We start from the raw sequence: 19,723 nt of genomic DNA, 5'->3' as shown, positions 1-19,723 counted from the left end.
AAACTAATATTATGTTTAAGCTAAGTATATATTAAGTATAATCGCTCTCGAATAATAAATTTTATCCATGGGAGATGAAATGTTAAAAGATATGAAAATTTCACAGAAATTATATACTGGCTTTGGAATGATGATTTTTATTTTAATTATTGTAACAATTATTGGAATAAATAGAGTTAGTTTTATTGATGATACCTTAGAAGAAATTGTAGAAGTAAACTCTGTAAAACAAAGATATGCTATTAACTTTAGAGGAAGTGTTCATGATAGGGCAATTGCTATTAGAGATATTGTTTTATCAAAAGGTAAAAATGATGAACTTTTTAAGAAATCATTAGAAAATATTAGAACACTTGAAAAGTTTTATATTGAATCTAAAAAACCTATGCAAGATATATTTTCAAATAAAAATAGTGTTGATAAAAATGAGATTGAGATTTTTAATAGAATAAATGAAGTTGAAACAAAAACTCTTCCTTTAATAGAAAAGATAATCTTATATAAACAAAATGAAGAAAATCAAAAAGCACAAGAAGTTTTAATCAATGAAACAAGTTCTTTAATAACACAATGGTTAGGAACAATAAATGAATTTATTGATTATGAAGAGAAGAAAAATTTAGTTGCAACTCCTTTAGCAAGAGATGCTGCAAATGGTTTTACTAAGATGATTGTTTCTGTTCTTATAATTGCTTTAATTATTGGAATATTAATTGCATACTTTATTTCAAATCAGTTATCTCAATCTGCAAGTAAAATACAAAATGGTTTAAAAAGTTTCTTTGATTTTGTTAATAAAGAAACAAAAATAACAACTCAAATTGATTTAAACTCAAATGATGAATTTGGTCAAATGGCAAATATGCTTAATGATAATATTCAAAAAACAAAGAAAAATCTTCTTGAAGATGAAGAGTTTGTAAAAGATGTAACAAGAGTGATAAATGAACTTAGTAGTGGAAATATGCTTGTTAAGTTTGAAAGAGATACAAATACTCATAGTCTTAAAGAATTAAAAGAATTAATTGAACATTTACAAAATTATTTAGAACATACTATATCAAGAGATTTAAATCAATTAATTAAAGTATTAGAGACTTTTAAAAATAAAGATTTTACACAAAGATTTAAAGACCCTTATGCAACTGTTGCTATAATTGTAAATGGATTAGGCGATGAAATATCAAATTTATTAAAGCAGTCTTTAGATATTGGAAGAATAGTTGAAAAATCATCTGATGAGTTAATCAGTAATGTTAATATATTAAATGAGAGTACTAATAATGCTGCACTAAGTTTAGAAGAGACATCAGCTTCTTTAGAACAAATCACTTCAAGTGTTATTAGTAATTCACGAAATGTGACTTTAATGACTAAATACTCTAATAATTTAATAGATTCTGCAAATAAAGGTCAAGGTTTAGCAAAATCAACTTCAAATGCAATGGAAGAGATAAATACACAAGTAACAGATATAAATGAAGCAATTTTAGTAATTGATAATATTGCTTTCCAAACAAATATCTTGTCACTTAATGCTGCAGTTGAGGCAGCAACAGCAGGAGAAGCTGGAAAAGGTTTTGCAGTTGTAGCTCAAGAAGTAAGAAATTTAGCCAACAGAAGTGCTGAAGCTGCTGCAGAGATAAAAAGAATAGTTGAAGCTGCTACAAATAAGGCAATTGAAGGAAAAAATATTAGTTCTCAAATGATAGAAGGGTATGATTATTTATTAAATGATATATCTAAAACTACGGAAACAATAAATGAAATATCTATTTCTTCAAAAGAGCAAGAGAAAGGAATCGCTCAAATTAATGATTCTATTTCTAAATTAGATAAACAAACTCAACAAAATGCACAAATAGCAAGTAGAACACATGAAGTTGCAAATCAAACAGGAAAAATAGCTAAACAGATTGTGACAGATGTTTTAGAAAAAGAGTTTATAGGAAAAAATAGTTAATTTAAATATATAGTTTAGTAAAAGTTTAGTTTGCTTTATAAAGCACACTTTTTGCATACTTTTGTTTTATATGATTCTATTATTATGCAATTTAAAAGGTTGATTTATGGAAGAAAATTACAGAATTGAAAAAGATTTTTTAGGTGAAAAAAAGATTGATGTTCATAGCTACTATGGGATACAAACATTAAGAGCAAAAGAGAATTTTGATATTACAAAAACAAGTATCTCTTTATTTCCAAATTTTATAAAATCTCTTGCAAAGGTTAAAAAAGCTTGTGCTTTGACTAACTATGAATTAGGTGATTTAAATGATAAGCAAAGAGATGCAATAATCCAAGCTTGTAATGAAATAATTGATGGAAAGTTTAATGACCAATTTATAGTTGACCCTATTCAAGGGGGAGCAGGAACTTCAACAAATATGAATGTAAATGAAGTTATAGCAAATAGAGCTTTAGAGATTTTAGGTGAAAAAAGAAGTAATTATGATGTTATTCACCCAAACAATCATGTAAATATGAGTCAGTCTACAAATGATGTTTATCCAACTGCTATTAAAATTACACTTTATGAGTTAATTTATAAGTTAAAAGACTCTCTTAGATATTTAAGAGATAGTTTTGAAGAAAAATCAGTTGAGTTTAAAGATGTACTTAAAATGGGAAGAACACAACTTCAAGATGCAGTTCCTATGACTTTAGGACAAGAGTTTAAGACTTTTGCTATCATGGTTGATGAAGATATTTATAGATTAAGAGACGCCCAAGCTTTACTAAAAGAAGTAAATTTAGGTGCTACTGCTATTGGTACTGGAATAAATACAAAAAAAGAGTATAGAAGAAAGGTTATAAACAATCTAAGAGAAGTTACTGGAATAGATTATGAAAGTGCAGGGGACTTAATAGAAGCTACACAAGATACAGGAGCTTTTGTACATATCTCAGGTATTTTAAAAAGAGTTGCTATTAAAATCTCTAAAATTTGTAATGACTTAAGACTTTTAAGTAGTGGGCCTAGAGCTGGTTTAAATGAGATTAACCTTCCACCAATGCAACCAGGAAGTTCAATCATGCCAGGAAAAGTAAATCCAGTAATTCCAGAAGTTGTAAATCAAGTAGCTTTTGAAGTAATTGGAGCTGATGCTACTATTTCTATTGCTTGTGAAGGTGGACAGTTACAACTAAATGTATTTGAGCCATTAGTTGCTTATAAGCTTTTCACATCTATAAATATGATGAGAAGATCTTTTTATTCATTGGCTGAAAAATGTATAAAAGGAATTACAGCAAATGAAGATGTTTGTATGGAAAATATTCTAAACTCTGTTACTTTAGTAACTTGCTTAAATCCTATTTTAGGATATGAAAAAAGTTCAGCTTTAGCAAAAGAAGCACTAGCAACAAATAAAAGAGTATATGATATTATTTTAGAACAAGAACTATTTACAAAAGAAGAATTAGATGAACTTCTTCACCCAAAAAATATGGTAAGTAATTATGAAGGAAATAAATAGATGAATATTACAATTATAAATACAGGTGGAACTTTTAACAAAAGATATAATCCTATAAAAGGTGAACTTGAAGTTCCAAGCGATAATATAGCTTTAGATGAAATTTTAGAGTCTTGCTATAATATTAATTTTGAAGTAAAAAATGTAGTTTCAAAAGATAGTTTAGAAATAAACAATGATGATAGAGAGATTATCTCTAAAGCAATAATTGAATCTAAAAATAAAAAAATAATTATAGTTCATGGAACGGATACTATGGATTTAACTGCACAATATTTAAATGAGAAAAATATTGATAAACAAATAGTAATAACTGGTGCAATGGTTCCAATGAGTATTAAAAAAGTAGAAGCTACAATGAATTTTTCTCAAGCAATAGGATTTTTAAATGCTCCTATAAATAATGGTATTTATATTTCAATGCATGGAGTAGTAACTTCATACGAAAATATTCAAAAAGATAGAAAGTTAGGACAGTTTATTTTACAAAAGTAAGCTAAATAAAAAGAAAGTCTATTTTAGACTTTCTTTATTCTATACAAGATATAGAGTTTTTAATATAATGTTTATATTTCTCTAAAGATATTTTATATAAATATGGCTCATATTCTTTATTTGTTAATGAGTTTAAACTTTCTTTTACTAAGATATTTTTATTATTATTTATAGTTATTTTATACGTTTCATTATTTAGAATAGAAAGAGTGTAAGGTAAGCTTATTTTGTAAATACTATTTCCATATTTTCCACCTAAAATTAATTCATCTTTAAAAACACCTTTATCTTTAGTTTTTATAAAATTACTAATATAATAATGAATATTAATAAATTTATTATTTATATCAAACCAAACATTTGTATTTATTTTTGTATCACTATATTTATCATCCCCTAAGTCAACAAAACTATATGTATGATCTATATCAAACCAATGAATTAGACATCTTTGGAGTTTATATCTTAAGATATTTAATAACTGTTTTTTTTCATCTACTTTAATTTTAGCCTCTAATAAGATATCTTTATAATCTTTTTCTATAAATTGAACATTTTTTTCTTTTTGTATAATTGATGGTGCAGCAAGATTAGGATTGCGACATCCAATAAAAATAAATACTGTAAAACTTAATAATAAAAGGTTTAAATTCTTCATTCTTCTATTAATCCTCTTGTAATATAATGTTTATTAGTTGTATATAAATCTTTTATTCTAAAAGGGTTTTTCTTTTTAAAGTATATTTCTATTTCTTTAATTGAAAACTTTACAATAGTATCTCTTTTTTTAAAGTCAAAATTTTCATCATACATCATCCAAAAAGGAAGTTCAATTACATTACAAAATAGTTTCTTATCTTTATATGTTTTTTCGTTTGCATTATCTATTGCACTACCTAAATCAGTGATTAAATTAACACCTTTTTTGGAACTAGCAATACCATTTAAAGAGTTTCCTAAAAGAGCATGATTTGATGTGCTAACTGCAACAGTAGCTAAGGCAATATTTAATCCCAATCCAATTATTGAGCCAATTCCAAAAGAGCTTTCTTGTTTGCCTATTTTATAATTGTAAATGTAATTGATATTATTGGGGTTAAAATTAGTAAGATATTCATCTATACTTATATTGTCTTTTTTTAATTTATTATTAAAATAAACATGTATATTTTTAAAACCTTTTTCTTTTGCTTCTCTTGCAGCATCTCTTAAAGAAAATAATAAAATATCTCTAAATCCAAATTGATTTTTGCTTTCATTAAATTCATATTTTAAAATCGTATAAGTTTTTATAGCTATGCCATCTGAATAATAATTGTATTTATATTCAGAATAGGCATCTATATTTGAATTATTTGCATAAAGTGTAGATACAAATATTAATGATATAAAATATTTAAACATTGACAATCCATATTTTAAATCTTATTGCTTGGTTGAATTTTTTTATTTGCAAAAGAAATTTTACAAGTATCAGATTCACAATCTTCTTTTTCTTTTATTGTTATACCTTTTTCACTTTGTTCTAATAAACTATCTAAAGAATCAGGTTTAATATCTTCTTTTCCATTAAATTCTTTTTCATCTGCATCAGTTAAAATCTTTTTAGCTAAATATGAAGTTCCTAAAGATATAGTGTGTGTTTGTGCTGCAACAGCTGCATTTTGTTGTGTTTTTTGATCTATCATATTTACTGCATCATTAATTTGGTCAATACCACTTTTTTGTTCTTTAGCTGCTAAATCAATATCTGAAATTAGATTTATTGTTTGTTTGATATTCATATTTAAACCTTCATATCCATCAATCATTCTATCTGAAATAGTCTTTCCTTCATTTGCTTTTATTGTTGCATTTTCTACTAAAGCTTTAATATCATTTGCAGCTTCAGCACTTCTTGCTGCTAAGTTTCTTACTTCTTGAGCTACAACTGCAAAACCTTTTCCAGCTTCACCAGCTGTTGCTGCTTCTACGGCTGCATTAAGGGATAAAATATTTGTTTGAAATGCAATTTGATCAATTATTGTAATAGCTTCATTTATTTCATTTACTTGATCATTTATCTCATCCATAGCTTTTTTTGTTTCAGTTGCTAAGTCTTGTCCTTTATTTGATGAATTAGTTACTTCTTTTGCTAAAGAAGACATTTCTGAAATTTTTCTTGTAGTTGTAGATACATTTCCTGTAATCTCTTCAAGTGCTGCTGCTGTTTCTTCAAGTGAAGCAGCAGCTTCATTTGAAGAAACATTTAATATATTTACATTTTCTAAAAGGCTTTTTGCAGAATTTTCAAGAGTAAGCCCATTTTTTTTATTTTCAATTAGCATTTGCGTAATTAATTCAGCAACTTCATTTAACGCAAGAGCAATTTTTCCATTATCTGAATAGATTTTATCTGTAAAATCAAGTCTTGAATAACTACATAAAACATCAAATAATTTATTTGTACTTCCACAAACGTTTGTATTTAAAATTTCTAACATTTCATTTAAATTTATTCTCAATGTTTCTAGATTTTTTGTTTTTACAGGGGTTTTAAATCTTTTAAATACATAACCTTTTTTAACTTCTTCAACCATATATTCAACTTCTTGTAAAAATTTAGTATCTTCCTCAATACTTGTTTTTATTTTGTTGATATTTGTATTTACAATTTTTGACATATTACCTATCTCATCATTTGAACTTTCATCTAAAATTATTACTTCATTTGTTTCTTTATTTAAAAATTTAAAGAATTGATTTATTCCTTTTTCAAAATTATTAATAGTTTTAGAAATATAGTTTTTAAGTAAGTAGGCAATAATGATTGATAGTATTATTCCTAAAATAGAAATAATTTCTATTATTTTTAAAAGTGTAACTTCATGTTCTTCTGCTGTAAAAGCAGATTTTTGTAGCATAGCAATTACATTTTGAGTTAACTTTTGAATTTCACTATCCATTCTTTCAAGCTCTTTATGAAGAATCTTTTTTTCTTTTTTTATTCCTTCAATATCTTTATTTTCTAAATATTTAATCATCAAATTTAAATCTTTTTTAAATTTTTTTTGATCTTTTTCTAAAATTACTAATTTCTCATAAAAACTTTCATAGTTTTTAATAACATTATCATCATAAGTATGTTTAATTGCATTTTTTATAAGATCTTCTGCTTTTAGTATTTGCATTTCAGTTTGTTGTTCAGTTTTTTTTATTTTCTTTTTAAGATCTTTAAATATTTGACTATTTGTATCAGAACCTTCTAAAATAAGTTCATACGTTAAAATCTCTTCTTTTAAAATCTCTTTTTCTAATTCAACAATCACTTTATTTATAGGAATTTGATATTCAGCAATTTGTATAATTTCTTTTCCAATTTTTGATAAACCAATATAACTTGAAATAGATATGATTAACATACATAATATTGTTATGGCAAGGCTTAAAATTACTTTTGTTGAAAGCTTGAGATTATTTAGCATTATTTTCCCCTACATTTTATAATAATATAATATTATCATAAAATTATGAAAAAATAAATACAAATAAGAAAATTATTATTGTTATATTTTAATAAATTAAAGAATAAGAGCTAACTCTTATTCTTATTTAGGTTCTACGAAAGTTCTTCCTGCTAGTTCTTTATCAATAGTATATTGTCCGTAGCCATTATCTCCAACAAGTTTGATATGATCGATAATCTCACCTACTGTTGCTTCTTCTTCAACTTGTTCTGTTACATACCATTGAAGTAAGTTATAAGTAGCATGATCTTTTTCTTTCATTGCTAGGTCTGATAAGTTATTTAAATTTCTTGTCATCTTTTGCTCATGAGCTAAAGATTTTTTGAATACATCTAATAATGATTTATATTCAACTTCAACTTCGTCAATTTTAGGAAGTTTAATTTCAACATCTTGATCTTCTAAATATTTAAAAAGTTTCATTCCATGAGCAACTTCTTCTTGATATTGGATTAAAAACCAGTTAGAAGCACCATTGAAACCTTCTTTAGAACAGTAAGCACTCATCCCTAAATAAATATAAGCTGAATGATACTCTTTATTTAATTGTTCAATTAAAGCTTTTTGTAAATTTTTGCTAATCATTTATTACTCCTTTTTTATATAGTTGAAACATTATAACAAAAGGAATTTAAAGAAAATTTATTAATTTCAGTCATATTATGACAAAATAAAATAATAAAACAAAAAGAGAGCAAATGAAACTTAAGAATGAAAATGAGATACTATTTTTAATTCGATATGCATTACCTATTTTTACATTAGTAGTATCAATAGTAATTTCAATTTTTTTATACTTTGAAACAGAAATAAATTTAAAAAAACTTAAAAAAGAAACAAAAGATCTATATATAGAAGAACAAAAACACTTAGTTAAAAGTCAAGTTGAAAATGTCTATAACTATATATTAGAAGAACAAAGATATACAGAAGATAATTTAAAAGAATCTTTAAAAAGTAGAGTTGAAGAAGCGCATAAAATAATAGTAAATATTTATAATACCTATAAAGAGACTCACTCAAAAGAACAAATAAAAGAAATGATAAAAACAGCTGTTTATCCTATGAGGTTTAATAATGGAAGAGGGTACTTTTTTGTAAATGATAAAAAAGGAAATAACTTAATTCATCCACTTCTTCACTTTCTTGAGGGAAAAAATCTTTTAAATACACAAGATTCAAAGGGTAAATATTTTGCTAGAAAAACACTAGAAATATTAGAAAATAATGAAGGTGGCTTTGATCAGTGGTATTGGAGAAAATTTAAAGATAGTAAAAAAGAGTATAAAAAAATTGGATATGTAAAAAACATATATGAATTGAATTGGTTAATAGGTACAGGAGAATATGTAGAAGATTTTGAAAAAGATGTTCAGCAAAAAGTCTTAGAACAGATAGATAAATTTAAGTTTTCTAAAAATGGTTATTTTGTAGTAATAAATAAAAATGGCAAATATATACAACATCCTAGAAAAAATCTATTAGGTAAAGATGCCTATGATATACTAAAAGATGCAAATGATTCAACAGTTGTTAAAAAAGCAAAAAATATAAGTTCTTTAGGAGAGGGTTTCTTAAAATTAAACTTTTCAAAACTAAATGATGAAAATTCATATTCAAAAATTAGTTATGCAAAAAAAATACCTAAATGGGATTGGATTATAAGTACTGGTTTTTATTTAGATGATATCAATAAAGTTTTAGAAAAAAAAGAAAAAGAAATGGTTGAAAATTTTAATGAAAACACTAGAAAAATTTTTATGATAGCAACTATTTTTAGTTTAGCACTTCTTTTAATTTCTTTTTATATTTCTGTATTAATAGAAAAAAGGTTTAAAAAATACAAATTTGATATTGAAAAACATGTAGATGAAAACAAAAAGCAATATGAACTTCTTTCTCAACAATCGAAACTAGCTTCAATGGGTGAAATGATGGAAAATATAGCCCATCAATGGAGACAACCATTATCTTTAATAACAACAGCAGCAAGTTCAATAAATTTCCAAAAAGATATGGATATGTTAACAGATGAATCTTTAAAAGAATCAGTAGATACTATAAATAATTCAGCAAATCATTTATCTGAAACTATTGAAGATTTTAGAGGTTTTTTTAGAACAAATAAACAAGTTACTAAGTTTAGTTTATCTTCAAGTTTAGAGAAAACTTTCAAACTTTTATCTTCACATCTTGAAAAAAGAGATATAGAAGTTATAAAAAATATAAAAGATATTGAGCTTTTAAATTATGAAAGAGAATTACTTCAAGTTTTACTTAATATTTTAAATAATGCTAAAGATGCTTTAGAAGAAAAAGATAATGAAAAAATCATAATTATAGATATTTTTGAAGAAGATAAATATGCAGTAATCCAAATAAGTGATAATGCTGGTGGTATTCCAGATGATATTATAAAAAAAGTGTTTGAAGCTCATTTTACAACAAAAGGTGAAATAAAAGGAACAGGTTTAGGACTTTATATGTCAAAACAAATCATTGAGCGAAATATGAATGGACTTTTAGATGTTTGTAATACTCAGTTTGACTATAAAGGTGTAGTACAAAAAGGTGCAAAATTTATAATAAAAATTCCTAAATAAAAATGTCTATTTTTATTTTAGGAACTCTTTTAAGTTTTTAAAGTATTGGATTTTATCAACTATATTTTTATGATTTGTATTTGCTATAGTTTTAACAGTCAAAAGTGAAGGTTTAAACTCTTTGATTAGATTTTTTGAATATTTATGTTTAACTGTTTTATCTTCACTAGCTAAAAATATCAAAGTAGGATAGACTATTTTTTTTACTCTATTTATTGAATTATATTGATCTTTTAAAATATATTTAATAGGGTAAAAAGGATATTTATCTCTTGCCATATTTAAAATACTATCATAAGGAGTAACTAATATTAGTTTTCTTATTTTGGAATTTGAAGCAAGGTGTGTAGCTATACCTGTGCCTAAACTTCTGCCTATGACATCAATACTTTGATGTCTTTTTGATATTTTTTCAAAAATATATTTTGCGTCTTTGTATAGGTTTTTTTCTGTAGCAATTCCACTACTACCTCCATAAGACCTATAGTTTACTAAATAAATAGTATTATTTGGAAAATTTTTTCTATAGTTTTCTATATTATTAGCAACATTTTCACTTCTTCCTGGAAAATATAAAATTGCTTTTTTATTACCTTTATTTATTACTATTACTTTTATCTTTTCTTTATCTATATTAAAAGTCTCTTCAAAAGAGTTATGTTCTATTTTTTTAGTAGGAAAATATATAAAAGTTCTTTGGAAAAAATATAAATAAACGCCACCAAACAAATAAATAAAGACTAAAAGTAATACAACTCTTTTTAAACTGAAAATTTTTTTTATTTTATATCCTTTTATTTTTATCTAAAATAGAGGTAGTTCTTAAGCATTAAGTAAATTTATTACGCTTATAAATTTTTAATTCAAAATCTAACATTAATTTTATTTATAAATACTTAAAAGTAACATAACCATATTTTAGGTAAAATGCCCAAAAATTAAATTTAGGATATTTTATAATGGCAATTTATACATGTGGACATACAACTCCTGATTCAGATTCTATCTGTTCAGCGATTTCATTAGCATACCTTTTAAACAAAATTGGAAGAGACGCAATTCCAGCAAGACAAGGTAAGGTTTCTCCTGAAACACAATTTATTTTAGATAAGTTTGGCTTTGAAGCACCAGAACTTAAAACTGAGTTTGCAGGTTGTGAATTATTTATTACTGACTATTCTGATAAAGGACAAGCTCCTGCTGATATTGATGAAGCAACTGTTGTTGGTATCGTTGATCATCATAAATTAGGTGATATTACAACTGATGCACCTTTAGAGTGTTGGATTAGACCTGTTGGTTGTACAAATACGATTGTAAAAGAGATGTATGATTATCATGGTGTAGAAATTCCTGCAAATATTGCTGGTGTTATGTTATGTGCAATTTTAAGTGATACAGTTATCTTTAAGTCACCAACTTGTACTCCAAAAGATATTGAGGTTGTAAGAGAACTTGCAGAAATTGCAGGTGTTGAAGACTTTGGTGCACTTGGTATGGAAATGTTTAAAGTTAAATCAGCAGTTGATGGAACTCCTGTAAGAGATTTAATTTTAAGAGACTATAAACCATTTGATATGCATGGAAATGATGTTGGAATTGGACAATTAGAAGTTGTTGATTTAGCTATTTTTGACCCAATCAAAGATGAGTTACAAGCTGATTTAGATAAGTTAAGAGAAGAAAATGGTTTACATACAGCATGTTTACTTTTAACTGATATTATGAAAGAAGGTTCAGAAGTATTAGTTTCTTCACAAGATTCATCAATCTTTGAAAAAGCATTTGATGCAAAACTTGAAGATGGAAAAGTTTGGTTAGATGGTTGTCTTTCAAGAAAAAAACAAGTAATTCCTTTCTTACAACCTGCATTTGCATAAATATTCAAAGAAGAACTTTTAAGTTCTTCTTTTTTTTAATGAACACTCAAATTTTTAAAAACTCAAAACTAAACTTTTTAGAGTTAAGATATATTGATAAAATAACACAATGTGAGAAAATACACTTACATGACGAACTTACTATTACAGCTATAAAAAAAGGTTCTTTAAATATTTTATTTACAAAACAAAAAGAAATTTTAAAGCCTAAAGAATTAATGATTATAAATAATTATATAGGGCATGGTGCAACTTTAAATGAAGAGTCTAAACATGGTTATGTTTTATATATAAATAAAAACTATTTAGAAAAATTAAATCTTTTTTATGATAAAAACTATGAACACATTTTATATGAAGATTATTATAAAAACTTTATAGATTTATGCGAACTTATATTTGATGAAAATAATTCTTTATTATTTAAAGAAGAGAACTTTGTATGTTTTTGTTTAAAAATTTTTGATAGATTTGATGATTTAAGTTTGATATTACATAATACTAATAGTAATTTAGCTTATAAAATTAAAGAATATTTAGATAATAATTACTTGGAAGAGTTAAGTTTAGAAGAATTGTCTATAGTCTTTAATCTATCAATAATTCATTTAATCAGAGTTTTTAAAGAAGTTTTTGGGATTCCTATTCACTCTTATATTTTAAATAAGAAAGTTCATAAAGCAAAAGAGTTATTACTTTTAAATATACCTATTGTTGAGGTTACTTTACAAAGTGGCTTTTTTGATCAAAGCCATCTAAATAGAAGTTTTAAAAGAGTTTTTCAAATAACTCCTAAACAATTTCAAAAAAATTTAAAATGTTAATTTTGTACAAGAATTAACTTTATAAATAAGTTACAATACTCTAAATCTAAAAAGGAGTTTGTTATGAATATAAATGTTTTTAATCAATATATTTCTTTTTTTTATTTCCTCTTAAATTCTTAATATTAAATAATCAATAAATCAAACCAAACTAATAATCGGAGTAATATATGAACTTTAGAAAGTATAAACAGTATCCTATTGTCCAAAATCTTCAACGAGAATGGCCAAATAAACAGATTAATCAAGCACCAATTTATTGTAGCGTTGACTTAAGAGATGGTAATCAAGCTTTAATAAACCCCTTAGGAATAGAAGATAAATTAGAGTATTTCAATACTTTAGTAAAAATGGGTTTTAAACAAATTGAAGTAAGTTATCCTAGTGCAAGCAATACAGACTTTAACTTTACTCGAAAATTAATAGAAGAGAATTTAGTACCAGATGATGTAAGTATTCAAGTATTAATTCCTGCAAAAAAAGAGTGGATTAAAAAAAGTGTTGAAGCTATGGAAGGTGTTAATAATGGAATATTTCATTTATATAATCCTACAAATGAGTTTCAAAGAAGAGTTGTTTTTAAAAAAAGTGATGAAGAAATAATACAAATGGCTGTAGATTCTATGGAATACTTAATTGAATTGACAAAAAATTTTAAAGGAAATATAACTTATCAATATTCACCTGAAAGCTTTTCTCAAACAAATTTAGAGTTTGCTTTAAAAATTTGTAATAAGGTAATTGATATTGTAAATCCAACATTAAAAAACAAAATGATTATTAATCTTCCAAATACTTTAGAGGATTGTATGCCCAATATTTATGCAGATAGAATTGAATGGATGAGTAAAAATTTAAAAAATAGACAGGCTTTAATATTAAGTGTACATCCCCATAATGATAGAGGAACTTCTGTTGCTTCAGCTGAATTAGCAGTATTAGCAGGAGCTCAAAAAGTTGAAGGAACACTTTTTGGGAATGGAGAAAGAGCAGGTAATTTAGATTTGATAAATTTTGCTTTTAATATTTATTCTCAAGGAATTGATCCTAAAATTAATCTATCTATAGTTGATAAAGTAAAAAAAATGTATGAAGAAAAAACACAGTTAAAAGTGAATCCTAGACATCCTTTTGTTGGAGATATGATTTTTACTGCTTTTAGTGGAGGACATCAAGATGCAATAAAAAAAGGAATAGATTTTTATCGACAAAATAAATCTAAAGAATGGAATGTACCTTATCTTTTAATTGATCCAAAAGATATAAAAAGAGGATATGAAGATGTAATAAGAGTTAATTCTCAATCAGGGAAAGGAGGAGTTTCTTTTATAATAAGTGAGTTTTTTGGAGATAATTTAAATAACAAACAGTTAAAAGAGTTTGGACTTATGGTTAAAGAATTTAGTGATAAGAATCAAAAAGAACTAGTTAAAAAAGAAATTATCGATTTATATAAACAGTATAAAATGAAGTAAATTTAGGTATTTAGTAATTATGAGATTAAGTAAAAACTAGATAAAATCCAATTTTAAAAAATTAGGTGAATTAGATAATTCATGGGAAATAGGTGTAATTCCTATACTGCCCCCGCAGCGGTAATATGTATATGAAATTCATATAAAAGTTTTAAACCACTGTCATTTATGATGGGAAGGGAAACTTTACTTTAAAAAAGTTCATTAAGTCCGAAGACCGACCTAATTAATTAAAATGCAAATATCAGGCGGGGTGACCTGAAAGTAGGCATATTTTTATTACTTCTTTTAGACAATTTACTGTTTATAACCCTAAATGATTCTTGTATTAATAAAAATATTAATAGGAAGTTTCATGCAAAAACTAAAAGTTTTTTTTGTTTTTTTCTTCTTTGTTTTTAGTGTTTTATCTCTAAATGCAAAAGAAAAAACTATTTTTTCTATTGTTTCAGATAGATCTGTTTCAAGTTTAAATCAAGGTGCAATACACTATTTGAAAAACTCAAATGATAAGATTGCTATAAGAACTGAATCACAAGTTTTAAATATGAGCCAGGCTCAATTACAAAGCTTAGTAAATAATGCTGACATTGTTTTGTATACAGCTATTTTTGGAGATTTGGTTGAGAGGCTTTTGTCTTTAACTTATCAAAAAGAACAAATTGTTACAGCTTTACAAGGTGATAGAAGGTTATTAGCTTTAAATCAAGATATTTCAAATGCCAATTATAAGCATTTACCTTCAAATCTTTTATCAAAAAAAGAGTTTAAAGACTCATATAAAAATGCTATAAAGCAAAAACAAGAAGAGTTTAAATCTTATGCTTGGTATTTACAAGCAAGAGCGTATTGGGATAATAGAGGAGTTCAAAATAGTTTAAATTTATTTAAATTTTTGTCTTTAAATACAAAAGATAGCTCAAAATGGCCTGAATTTAAAGAGTTAAAACAAATAAGGTATTTTTTAAATGCTGATAATTCAAAAACTATTAATTCTCTAAAAGAGTTAAAAAGTAGTATAGATTTTTCAAAAGATATACTTTTTATTTTAGATAATGATAAAGCTACTAGTACTTCTTGGCAAATACATAAAAAACTAAAACATAGTTCAAATTTACAGACAGTTTCTATTTTAAGTTCATGGGGAAAAGCAAGTAAAAAAGCAGTAGAAAGTATAAAAGAAATTATAAAAAATTTAGATAAAAATAAAAGTTTTTCTATTATATCTTTACATGATTTTGTAATTGGAGCTGGTGAAGGAAGAAGTGAAGTTCTTAAAAGTTTTAAAAGTTTAAATGTCCCTATTTTAAAAGCTATAAAAGTCTTAGATAGCTCTTCTTTATCTTATGAATTATCTTCACAAGGTTTAGATAAAAATTCAGTTCACTATAGAGTTTCTATGCCAGAACTTCAAGGAATAGGACAAAGTCATGTTGTTGCCATAAATGATTTAGCAAAAGTTGATACTTTAACAGGAGCAAATACTTTTGAATTAAAATTACTTGATAAACAAATTAAAAATTTAGTTAATAAAGCAAAAAAATGGATGCTTTTAAATAAAAAAAATAATAAAGATAAAAAAATAGCAATTGTTTATTATAATCATCCTCCAGGACGACATAATATTGGTGCAGATAATTTAAATGTACCTACAACACTTTTTGAGATGTTAAAAAGTCTAAAACAAGCAGGTTACGAAGTAGGGGAATTACCAGCTACTCATGAGGCTTTACTTGATTTACTTCAACAAAAAGGTGTAAATCTTCCAAATGATAGACAAGCTTTAGAACAACAAAGTAAAAATGTAGAAAAACTAAGTGTAAAAGAGTATAAAAAATACTTTGAAACTCTTCCAAAAGATATTCAAGGAGAGATGACAAAAGGCCCTTTGGAAGCTTTACATATAAAAATTGAACAGTTTATAAAAGAAGAATCAAAAGATTTAAATAGTTTAAAAAAACAAAAAGTATATAGCTCTTTAAATGACTATATGACTAAGACTATGGATAATTTACATCATGCTTTAGATGGTGTTAGAAGTAAAAGTAGACAAAGAGCTATAAATCTTTTGAATCAGTTAAAAGTAGAGTATAAAACTATTTTAGAAAATGCAAAAGAAAATAAAAGTTATAGTTTAAAAAATGCAAATGATTTAAAAAATGCCATTATAAATCTACAAATAGAAGGTATAAAAGGTTGGGGTGAACTTCCTGGTGTTGTAATGACTTGGAACAATAAACTGTTAATCCCTTCTGTTAAATTTGGAAATATTATATTAGCTCCACAGCCTCCAAGAGGATGGGAATTAAATGAAGAGTTACTTCATGCAAATTTATCTTTTCCTCCAACACATCAATACTTAGCTTTTTATCACTATTTAAAAAATAATTTCAAAGCTGATGCTATTGTTCATGTTGGAAGACATTCAACTTATGAGTTCTTGCCTAGAAAAAGTGTAGGTTTAAGTGCAAGTGATTATCCATCACTTATTATTGAAGATATTCCAAGTATTTATCCATATATTGTTGATGGTGTTGGTGAGGGAATACAAGCAAAAAGAAGAGGTCAAGCTATTATGATTGATCACTTAACTCCTCCTTTGGCAACTACTAAATTATATGATGATTTATTAAATTTGAGATTATTGATTGAAAGTGCTGAGGCTGCTGTTGATGATAATATTAGAAAAAATGCAATTGTAAAATTAAAAGAGTCAATTGATAAAATGAATCTAAAAGATGAAATTATTGCTAGTATGGACGAAGAGTTAAAAGTAAGAGGTATTGGTTTTGATGAGGTTGATGATGAGTTTTTACTTCATGAAGTAGGGCATTATTTAACTCATTTACAAGAAGAATTTATGCCCTTAGGTCTTCATACATTTGGGAAAAACTGGAATGATAAAGCTATAAAAACAATGCTTGAATCAATGAGTAAAGACAATGAAATTTCACTAGAAACTAAAGAAAATTTAATAGCTTCACCAAAAGCTGAAATGGAATCTTTTCTAAATGCTTTAAATGGAGGTTTTGTAACAGCTGGAAAAGGAAATGATCCTATTAGAACAAGTGAAGCTTTACCTACAGGAAGAAATTTTTATGCAATTGATGGGGGATTAATTCCTTCAAGTGTAGGTTATGAAGTAGGTGTAAAACTGGCTTTAAAAGCAAAACAAAAGAAAAAAGAGTTTCTAAAAAAAGAAGCAGTAATTTTATGGGCTTCTGATACAGTAAGAGATGAAGGAGCTATGATAGCCTTTGGTTTAGAGCTTTTAGGAGTTGAGCCTATTTGGAATAGTAGAGGTATTGTAAAAGGTTTACAAAGATTACCCCTAGATACTAAAAGACAAAAAAGATATGATATTTTATTTACAGGTTCAGGGCTTTTTAGAGATTTATATGGAACTCAATTGGCACTTTTACATAAAGCAGTTCTTATGGCTTTAGATGCTTCTTATGATACTATCTTGAAGAAATATCCTGCTTTAACTTTAAGTCTTGATAGTGCTTTAAAGCCTTTAGGAGATTTAAGAAAAGGTGGAAATGAGAGCTTAGAAGTAAATGCTGTTGCTGCAAATTTTGTAAATGAATTAAGAGAACTTTTAAAGCAAACTCCAAATGCTAATTATGAAACTTTAGGAAAACAAGCTATTCAAAGAGTTTTTGCTACAGCTCCAGGATCTTATGGTGCAGGTATAAATAGATTAGTTGAGAGATCAAGTTCGTGGGAAGATAGAAAAGAGTTAGCAAAAGTATTTATTAAAAGAATGTCTTATTCTTATGGAATACAAGATGAACCACAAGTAGCAACAAAAAGTTTTATAAGACAACTAAAAGAGGTTGAAAATACTTATCTTGGAAGAGCAAGTAACCTTTATGGATTAATTGACAATAATGATACTTTTGATTATTTAGGTGGATTAAATTTAGCTATTGAGTCTCTTACAAATAAACAACCAAAGTCTTATGTGGTTAATCATTCAAACTCTAATGATTTAAAAATTGATGGTTTACAAACGGCACTTTTAAGTGAATTAAGAGGAAGATTTTTTAATCCTCAATGGATAAAACCACTTATGAAAGAGGGATATTCTGGTGCTAGAACTATGGGAAGTGAGTTTATAGAGTATTTATGGGGATGGCAAGTAACTAATCCAGAGATTATTAAAGATGGTGTTTGGGAAGAAGTAAAAGCTGTTTATATTGATGATAAATTAGATTTAGGTTTAGATGAGTTTTTATCTTCAAATCATCAAGTTCATGTTCAAACAAATATTTTAGCTGTGATGTTAGTAGCAATTCAAAAAGACTTTTGGAAAGCAAATGAAAAAACAAAGAAAGAACTATCTGAAAGATTTGCACAAAATATTATAAAAAATGGAATTCCAGGAAGTGGGCATACTCATTCAAATCATCCTATTTATGAGTTTGTAAAACAAAATATTTCAAAAGAGCAGGCTTTAAAACTTGCACAAAAAGTTGAAGCTTCAAAACTTCAAAAGCAAGAAATTCAAAAAGATGATTATAAAGCAGTAAAAGAGATTGAATTAAAAGAACAAAAGCAAGAACTAAAAGAAAATAAAAAGCAAAAAGAAGAAAGCAAAAATACAAATGAAAGTTATATAAACTACTTGATAATAGCTGTTTTAGTAGTTTTATTTGCAGGTTTATTTAATTCACTTGTTTTAAATAGAAAAAAAGGAATATAAATGTTTTCATCTATATCATTAGGTTTAATGCACCAAATAACAAGTATTCTTTTAGAACCTGTATCTTGGGCACTTTTATTTTTTGTGGCTTTTGCAGTTTATGAAGTGGGAATTACTTTAGGGGAACGATTAAGTGAAATAAATAAACTTAAAAATAATAGTGATATTTCTTATGTTTTAGCTCATGCAAAAAAAAGAATTGAAAGAGCAGATTTTATCACAAGAATCTCTCCAATGTTAGGACTTATGGGAACATTAATTCCCTTAGGTCCTGGGCTTGCTGCACTTGGGGATGGGGATATTAAAATACTTAGTACAGCTATGCTTGTGGCTTTTGATACAACTGTTTTAGGTTTACTTGCTGGAATGATTGGTTTTGTAATAGCAAGACTAAGAAGAAGATGGTATGATAATGCTTTAACTTTTATGGAAAAACAAAATGAGAAGTAGATTTTCAAGTGAGCATTTTTCAAAAGAAGATGATGAACCTTTAGGGCCTTTGGCAAACTTAGTTGATATTATTTTAGTTTTTGCTTGTGGTTTAATAGCAGCCCTTGTAGCTATAAATCCAAATTTACAAGATCATTTTAATGTAGAGCAAAAACAAGAAATAAAACAAGGCAAAGAGTTAGCTAATATTCCAAAAGATTTAAAAAACAATCAAAACTCAAGTAAGGGATATGAGTCCTTAGGACAAGTTTATAAAGACCCTAAAACAGGAAAGTTAATCTTAATTAGTGAATAAAGAGTAAA

The 19,723-nt window shown here is 26.0% G+C and carries 15 protein-coding genes and 1 riboswitch; of the genes, 10 read left to right on the top strand and 5 right to left on the bottom strand.

Translation table 11 applies throughout. The features are described 5' to 3' along the window. Positions 1-79: 79 nt before the first annotated feature. From ACH5BK_RS12440 to ACH5BK_RS12430, 3 genes are all read left to right on the top strand, one after another. On the top strand, positions 80-1,963 hold the full coding sequence (locus ACH5BK_RS12440) for a methyl-accepting chemotaxis protein (RefSeq protein WP_404307888.1): 1,884 nt from the start codon (positions 80-82) through the stop codon (positions 1,961-1,963). A gap of 106 nt (positions 1,964-2,069) precedes the next feature. Next, on the top strand, positions 2,070-3,479 hold the full coding sequence (aspA, locus tag ACH5BK_RS12435; protein WP_404307886.1) for an aspartate ammonia-lyase: 1,410 nt from the start codon (positions 2,070-2,072) through the stop codon (positions 3,477-3,479). Beyond that, entirely contained in the window at positions 3,480-3,974 is a 495-nt protein-coding gene (locus tag ACH5BK_RS12430; protein ID WP_404307884.1) for an asparaginase domain-containing protein, read from the top strand. Positions 3,975-4,008: 34 nt separating this feature from the next. Here ACH5BK_RS12430 and ACH5BK_RS12425 read toward each other — a convergent pair whose 3' ends face one another. The 4 genes from ACH5BK_RS12425 to ACH5BK_RS12410 all read right to left on the bottom strand — a co-directional run bounded on the left by ACH5BK_RS12425 (position 4,009) and on the right by ACH5BK_RS12410 (position 8,065). Continuing rightward, positions 4,009-4,632 (bottom strand): hypothetical protein, encoded by a 624-nt coding sequence (locus tag ACH5BK_RS12425; RefSeq protein WP_404307882.1) that lies wholly within the window; start codon positions 4,630-4,632, stop codon positions 4,009-4,011. Beyond that, positions 4,629-5,378 (bottom strand): hypothetical protein, encoded by a 750-nt coding sequence (locus ACH5BK_RS12420; protein WP_404307880.1) that lies wholly within the window; start codon positions 5,376-5,378, stop codon positions 4,629-4,631. Before ACH5BK_RS12420 ends, ACH5BK_RS12425 begins: the two co-directional genes overlap by 4 nt. A gap of 14 nt (positions 5,379-5,392) precedes the next feature. Further along, positions 5,393-7,438 carry a methyl-accepting chemotaxis protein gene (locus ACH5BK_RS12415; RefSeq protein WP_404307878.1) on the bottom strand — a complete coding sequence of 682 codons (2,046 nt, stop codon included), beginning with the start codon at positions 7,436-7,438 and terminating at the stop codon, positions 5,393-5,395. A 123-nt stretch (positions 7,439-7,561) separates the two neighbouring features. After that, a complete protein-coding gene (locus ACH5BK_RS12410; protein WP_404307876.1) occupies positions 7,562-8,065 on the bottom strand; it encodes a ferritin in 504 nt (167 codons plus the stop codon). A 113-nt stretch (positions 8,066-8,178) separates the two neighbouring features. Here ACH5BK_RS12410 and ACH5BK_RS12405 point away from each other — a divergent pair, with 113 nt between their 5' ends. Further along, positions 8,179-10,083: a cache domain-containing protein gene (locus ACH5BK_RS12405; RefSeq protein WP_404307874.1), complete on the top strand. Its 1,905-nt coding sequence runs from the start codon at positions 8,179-8,181 to the stop codon at positions 10,081-10,083. 12 nt (positions 10,084-10,095) lie between these two features. Here the strand turns inward: ACH5BK_RS12405 and ACH5BK_RS12400 are convergent, their stop codons facing one another. Beyond that, positions 10,096-10,812: an alpha/beta hydrolase gene (locus ACH5BK_RS12400; RefSeq protein WP_404307872.1), complete on the bottom strand. Its 717-nt coding sequence runs from the start codon at positions 10,810-10,812 to the stop codon at positions 10,096-10,098. A 230-nt stretch (positions 10,813-11,042) separates the two neighbouring features. On the opposite strand from ACH5BK_RS12400, the gene ACH5BK_RS12395 reads away from it, so the two are divergent. The 6 genes from ACH5BK_RS12395 to ACH5BK_RS12370 all read left to right on the top strand — a co-directional run bounded on the left by ACH5BK_RS12395 (position 11,043) and on the right by ACH5BK_RS12370 (position 19,715). Continuing rightward, positions 11,043-11,963, top strand: coding sequence for a manganese-dependent inorganic pyrophosphatase (locus ACH5BK_RS12395; protein WP_404307870.1), 921 nt, complete (start codon positions 11,043-11,045; stop codon positions 11,961-11,963). Positions 11,964-12,001: 38 nt separating this feature from the next. Then, the gene (locus ACH5BK_RS12390; protein WP_404307868.1) at positions 12,002-12,787 is read left to right on the top strand and encodes a helix-turn-helix domain-containing protein; all 786 of its coding nucleotides are present in this window, start codon (positions 12,002-12,004) and stop codon (positions 12,785-12,787) included. Between the two features lie 170 nt (positions 12,788-12,957). Next, complete coding sequence (locus ACH5BK_RS12385; protein ID WP_404307866.1) at positions 12,958-14,262, top strand: 2-isopropylmalate synthase; 1,305 nt, start codon at positions 12,958-12,960, stop codon at positions 14,260-14,262. 46 nt (positions 14,263-14,308) lie between these two features. After that, a riboswitch (cobalamin riboswitch) is annotated at positions 14,309-14,503 on the top strand. A 114-nt stretch (positions 14,504-14,617) separates the two neighbouring features. Further along, complete coding sequence (locus tag ACH5BK_RS12380; RefSeq protein ID WP_404307864.1) at positions 14,618-18,970, top strand: cobaltochelatase subunit CobN; 4,353 nt, start codon at positions 14,618-14,620, stop codon at positions 18,968-18,970. Next, a complete protein-coding gene (locus ACH5BK_RS12375) occupies positions 18,971-19,420 on the top strand; it encodes a MotA/TolQ/ExbB proton channel family protein (protein WP_404307862.1) in 450 nt (149 codons plus the stop codon). Continuing rightward, positions 19,410-19,715 carry a DUF2149 domain-containing protein gene (locus ACH5BK_RS12370; RefSeq protein ID WP_404307860.1) on the top strand — a complete coding sequence of 102 codons (306 nt, stop codon included), beginning with the start codon at positions 19,410-19,412 and terminating at the stop codon, positions 19,713-19,715. Before ACH5BK_RS12375 ends, ACH5BK_RS12370 begins: the two co-directional genes overlap by 11 nt. The last annotated feature ends 8 nt before the right edge of the window (positions 19,716-19,723 follow it).

Origin of the sequence: Arcobacter sp. YIC-80, from assembly GCF_044841725.1 — a bacterium.
Taxonomy (GTDB): Bacteria; Campylobacterota; Campylobacteria; order Campylobacterales; family Arcobacteraceae; genus Arcobacter_B.
The sequence above is the reverse complement of the archived record's forward strand: the minus strand, read 5'-3'. Positions and strand labels throughout refer to the sequence as shown.

Bases quoted from the DNA above. Each gene is read 5' to 3' on its own strand.
- ACH5BK_RS12440 (WP_404307888.1), top strand. From the start codon at position 80: ATGTTAAAAGATATGAAAATTTCACAGAAATTATATACTGGCTTTGGA.
- aspA (WP_404307886.1), top strand. From the start codon at position 2,070: ATGGAAGAAAATTACAGAATTGAAAAAGATTTTTTAGGTGAAAAAAAG.
- ACH5BK_RS12430 (WP_404307884.1), top strand. From the start codon at position 3,480: ATGAATATTACAATTATAAATACAGGTGGAACTTTTAACAAAAGATAT.
- ACH5BK_RS12425 (WP_404307882.1), bottom strand. From the start codon at position 4,632: ATGAAGAATTTAAACCTTTTATTATTAAGTTTTACAGTATTTATTTTT.
- ACH5BK_RS12420 (WP_404307880.1), bottom strand. From the start codon at position 5,378: ATGTTTAAATATTTTATATCATTAATATTTGTATCTACACTTTATGCA.
- ACH5BK_RS12415 (WP_404307878.1), bottom strand. From the start codon at position 7,438: ATGCTAAATAATCTCAAGCTTTCAACAAAAGTAATTTTAAGCCTTGCC.
- ACH5BK_RS12410 (WP_404307876.1), bottom strand. From the start codon at position 8,065: ATGATTAGCAAAAATTTACAAAAAGCTTTAATTGAACAATTAAATAAA.
- ACH5BK_RS12405 (WP_404307874.1), top strand. From the start codon at position 8,179: ATGAAACTTAAGAATGAAAATGAGATACTATTTTTAATTCGATATGCA.
- ACH5BK_RS12395 (WP_404307870.1), top strand. From the start codon at position 11,043: ATGGCAATTTATACATGTGGACATACAACTCCTGATTCAGATTCTATC.
- ACH5BK_RS12390 (WP_404307868.1), top strand. From the start codon at position 12,002: ATGAACACTCAAATTTTTAAAAACTCAAAACTAAACTTTTTAGAGTTA.
- ACH5BK_RS12385 (WP_404307866.1), top strand. From the start codon at position 12,958: ATGAACTTTAGAAAGTATAAACAGTATCCTATTGTCCAAAATCTTCAA.
- ACH5BK_RS12380 (WP_404307864.1), top strand. From the start codon at position 14,618: ATGCAAAAACTAAAAGTTTTTTTTGTTTTTTTCTTCTTTGTTTTTAGT.
- ACH5BK_RS12375 (WP_404307862.1), top strand. From the start codon at position 18,971: ATGTTTTCATCTATATCATTAGGTTTAATGCACCAAATAACAAGTATT.
- ACH5BK_RS12370 (WP_404307860.1), top strand. From the start codon at position 19,410: ATGAGAAGTAGATTTTCAAGTGAGCATTTTTCAAAAGAAGATGATGAA.